The following is a 222-nucleotide window of genomic DNA, read 5'->3' as shown; positions in this document are numbered from 1 at the left end:
TATGTTGGGCTCCGCGTATGGTACTTGCGCCGTCATTTTGTGCCGATTTCTTAGTTTTTGGAAAATCAGTTTGAAAACTGGACGCATAATTCTGCGGCTATTATTGGCGTTGTTTTTTTGTGGTTGGATTATGAAGCGCCGATGGACCGCATTCGCACCATGCTGGGATAGGTGATCAAAACATGTCCCTTATGGGTTGGAAAAGTGTTTGATGTGCAGGTC

At 45.0% G+C, this 222-nt stretch carries 1 pseudogene; it reads left to right on the top strand.

From position 1 onward, the window contains the following. A pseudogene (locus KB213_RS12950) lies at nucleotides 1-168 on the top strand (mechanosensitive ion channel family protein); the annotation flags it as partial. Between the last annotated feature and the right edge of the window lie 54 nt (nucleotides 169-222).

Origin of the sequence: Neokomagataea anthophila, assembly GCF_018122595.1 — a bacterium.
GTDB lineage: Bacteria > Pseudomonadota > Alphaproteobacteria > Acetobacterales > Acetobacteraceae > Gluconobacter > Gluconobacter anthophilus.
The sequence above is the reverse complement of the archived record's forward strand: the minus strand, read 5'-3'. Positions and strand labels throughout refer to the sequence as shown.